We start from the raw sequence: 3,579 nt of genomic DNA, 5'->3' as shown, positions 1-3,579 counted from the left end.
TGTCCCCGGCACGGGTACACGCCCTGGGGTGCCCCGACCGGGCCCCGGTTGGCGTCGCGCTCGAGGAGGCTCCCGTAGGCAGACTGCTCGATCACCTGCTCGGCGGCGATGTTCAGCGCCACCTCCACCATCGGCATCTCGATCAGCTGCCCGTCCCCGCTCCCGCGCCGGTGGTGCAGGGCGCACAGGAAGGCGAAGGCGGCGTGCACGCCGGCGGCGGGGTCGCACGTCGTGCGCACCAGCGGGTTGCGGTCGGGGTAGCCGGTCAGCCATCCCATCCCCGACACCTGCTCCATGGTCTGGGCAAAGCCGGCGTGGTCCCGCCACGGTCCTTCGAGCCCGAAGCCGGGGATGCGCACCATGATCACCCCCGGGTTGACGGCGCGCAGCTCCTCGTAGGTGAGACCGAGGTTCCCCATCACGCGGGGCGTGAAGTTCTCCCACACCCCGTCGCTCTGTGCCGCCAGGCGCAGGATCAGGTCCCGCCCCTCCGGGGTGGTGATGTCGATGGCCACCGACCGCTTGCCGGGGTTGGCGCCCTGGTAGATCGGGGAGCGCTCCAGCCAGTCGCTCTGGTCGGGAGGGGCCACGGTGCCGAAGCGGATCCCGTCCGGTCGCTTGAACGACTCGATCTTCACCACGTCGGCGCCGAGGGCGCAGAGCAGGTGGGTCCCGGCCGGGCCCGACCAGTAGGCGGTGAAGTCGAGGATGGTCACGCCGGCGAGGGGCCGGCGCCCGCCGCCGCCGTCGTCCGCGGCGGCGCGGGGTGGGGCCGGCCCGACCTGCCGCAGAACCGCCTGGGTGTCCGCTCCCAGATCGGGCGCGGGCCGCAGGGGCGCGACCGGCGTGCCCGACATCAGGAACGGGCTCCGGGGCTGGACGAAGCCGCCGCCCGGGTTCTCGACGAACACGCCGCGCTCCCGGAAATGCTCCATCTCCGGCAGGGTGCGGCCGTTCCCGACGTAGGACACCGGCACCCGGAACAGCCCCCCGAGCTCGAAGATCTCGGCGGCGGTGTGGTCGGCCAGCCAGGGGTCGATCACCGACCGGGCCAGGTCCCGGTTCCGCCCCCGCCCCGCCATGCTGTTGAGGCGGGGGTCCTCGGCCAGCTCCGGGCGGCCGATCATGACGGCAAAGTCGGCCCACTGCTGGGCGCTGAACAGGCACAGCCCGATCCATCCGTCCTTGCACTGCTCGACCGACGGGTAGTCGGACCCCCGCTGGCTCAGCGACGCCGCCGCCCCGGTGAAGTCCCGGTAGAGGGTGGGGTAGGTGACCAGGCACACCGCCATCACCTCGAGCAGGGAGACGTCGAGGCGGGGCGCCACCCCGTGGGCGTCGCGATGGGTGACGCCGGCCAGGGCGGCAAAGGCGCCGGTGGCCCCGCCCAGCCACTCGCCGGCCCGGCCGCCCTGCTGCAGCGGGGGCCGGTCGGGGAAGCCCCGGGCCGAGATGGAGCCGCACCAGCCCTGGAGGGTGAGCTCGGTCCACGGCGCGCCGGCCAGGGGGCCGTCGGGCCCGAACGGCGACAGCGACACGACGACCGCGCCCTCGGCCGGGTCGGGTGCGCCGGCTCCCTCGCCCACGATGACGACGTCGGCCCGGCGCGCCAGCGCGTCCCGCTCGTCCTCGCCGGCCACCACGGAGCGCTTGGAGGTGTTGAGGTACCGGAACAGGGCGGTGGTCGTGGCGGCGCGACGGTCGGGGTCGGACGCCCGCCACCCCCGCAGGGCGTCTCCCTCAGGGGGCTCGACCTTCACGACCTCGGCGCCCTGGTCGGCGAGGAGCTTGCCGCAGTACGCCACGGCTACGCCCCCGCCGAGCTCGACGACGCCGGTGCCGTGGAGGGCGCCCCTGCCGGTCTGCTCGGTCAAGCCCGGAACCCTAAGCCCTACGGCCCGACCGAGGCCGACGGGCTGAGGGCGCTGGAGACGACCAGGCGGTCCCACATCCCGTCGATCTCGTGGCCGTGGACCAGGCAGGCGATGCGGTACGAGCCGGTGCGGTCGGCCACGAACTGGAAGGTCGACGGCGAGTTGGGCCGCGACCCGTCGGCCGGGTCGGGGGACGACGCTTCCGGGAACGCCAACGGGCGCGTCCCGAGGGTGGCCGGGGTGTCGGACACCACGGCGCAGGAGTGCAGCAGGAGCTTGGAGTCGTTGGCGCAGTGGACGGTCACCAGCCAGCCGACCGGGATGTGGATGGTGAGGCGGCCGTTGGCGTAGCCGTCGAAGTTCATCTCACCGTTGGCCCCGTTGTAGGCGGCGCGCGCCGTCACGTCGACGGTGTGGTTGGCGGCGTCGAAGTGGAGGATCTGGCGGGCGCTCATCGGGGCGGGCTGGCCTCCGCATCCCGCCAGCACGGCGGCGGCCGCCGTGCCGGCCGCCCACGCGCCCACCGCCCGGATCCGGCTCATCCCGCCACCGCCTCGCTCCCGGCGACGGTGCCGGCCACGTGGCGGGCGATCTCGTCCCGCAGGCGCTCGGGCACCTCGAGGTCGAGGGCGTGGCCCGCCCCTTCGATCTCCACCAGCTCGGCGCCGGCGATGTTCCCGGCGAGGTACCGGGAGTTCGGCGGGGGCATCACCCGGTCCTCCGTCCCGCAGACCACCAGCGTCGGAACGTGCAGCCGGGACAGCTCCCCGGTCACGTCGTGGGTGAGGAACGTCGATGCCTGGGCGGCGCCGCTCTCGGCGGACGCCGGCGGGGCCGCCACCATCTCCTCGACGAGCAGGGAGAACAGCTCGGGCCGGCGCTCCGGGAACCCGCTCCCCGTCGACAGCGCCAGGTTCTGGCGGGCCCGCTCGACGGGATCGACGCCCGGCGTTTCCCCGAGGCTGGCCAGCCACGCCTCGTCGGGCATGGCGAGGGCCGGACCCCCGGCCGAGGTCGAGATCAGGACCAGCGACAGCACGCGGTCGGGGTGGCCGAGGGCCAGCCGAATCGCCGCCATGCCCCCGAGCGAGTGGCCGACGAGGTGGAACGACGGCCCCAGGAGATCCCGGCCCACGGCCAGGGCGTGCTCGGCCGCCAGCCCCGCCGAGTCGGGGGGAACGGTCCCCGTCGAGGCGCCGGTTCCCCGCTGGTCGTAGCCGGCCACGCGGTGGTCGGCGGCCAGGGACGGGGACGCGGCGTGGGCCCGCTCGACCGGGGTCAGGGGCGGTGCCTCCCCGGCCCCGGTCAGCTCCGGCACCACCAACCGCCAGGACCGGGCGTCGGACCCCGCCCCGCTGACCAGGAGGACGGGCGGGGCGTCCCCGGGTCCCGCCTCCCAGGCCCGCAGCGACTCGCCGTCGGCGGTGGCGACCCGGCTCCAGGAGGCGGGGACCGGTACGCGCACCAAGGGGACGGTAATCAGCCCGTCCGCTCGGCGACTACCTGCCGCAGCCCCCAGGTGATCTCCCCGGTGACCGGGGAGTGGCGCAGGCCGTCGAGCTCGCGGGCCAGGGAGTCGACCTCCTCCGGCGTCCAGCGGCTGGTGACGGCGTCGTCGTCCCGCCACGTCGGCAGGTTCAGGGCGTACATGGCCGCCGCCTCCGCCGTCGGCACCGCCAGGCGGACCAGGTCGCAGCTGCGCACG

Annotated in this window: 4 protein-coding genes; all 4 read right to left on the bottom strand. The window is 75.0% G+C overall.

The genetic code is table 11. The annotated features are described in order from the left end of the window. On the bottom strand, positions 1 to 1,874 hold a 1,874-nt coding region (locus tag VFW24_08050), incomplete at its 3' end, for a CoA transferase (GenBank protein ID HEX5266712.1). A 17-nt stretch (positions 1,875 to 1,891) separates the two neighbouring features. After that, a complete protein-coding gene (locus tag VFW24_08045; GenBank protein HEX5266711.1) occupies positions 1,892 to 2,416 on the bottom strand; it encodes a sulfocyanin-like copper-binding protein in 525 nt (174 codons plus the stop codon). After that, complete coding sequence (locus VFW24_08040) at positions 2,413 to 3,339, bottom strand: alpha/beta hydrolase (GenBank protein ID HEX5266710.1); 927 nt, start codon at positions 3,337 to 3,339, stop codon at positions 2,413 to 2,415. Before VFW24_08040 ends, VFW24_08045 begins: the two co-directional genes overlap by 4 nt. Before the next feature lie 14 nt (positions 3,340 to 3,353). Continuing rightward, positions 3,354 to 3,579, bottom strand: a 226-nt coding sequence (locus tag VFW24_08035) for a hypothetical protein (GenBank protein HEX5266709.1), incomplete at its 5' end; no start/stop codon positions are given.

Source organism: Acidimicrobiales bacterium (assembly GCA_036273495.1).
Lineage (GTDB): Bacteria > Actinomycetota > Acidimicrobiia > Acidimicrobiales > JAJPHE01 > DASSEU01.
This window is presented reverse-complemented; position numbering and strand designations above follow the sequence as displayed.

Coding starts and splice junctions, on each gene's coding strand:
- VFW24_08045 (HEX5266711.1), bottom strand. CDS start 2,416: ATGAGCCGGATCCGGGCGGTGGGCGCGTGGGCGGCCGGCACGGCGGCC.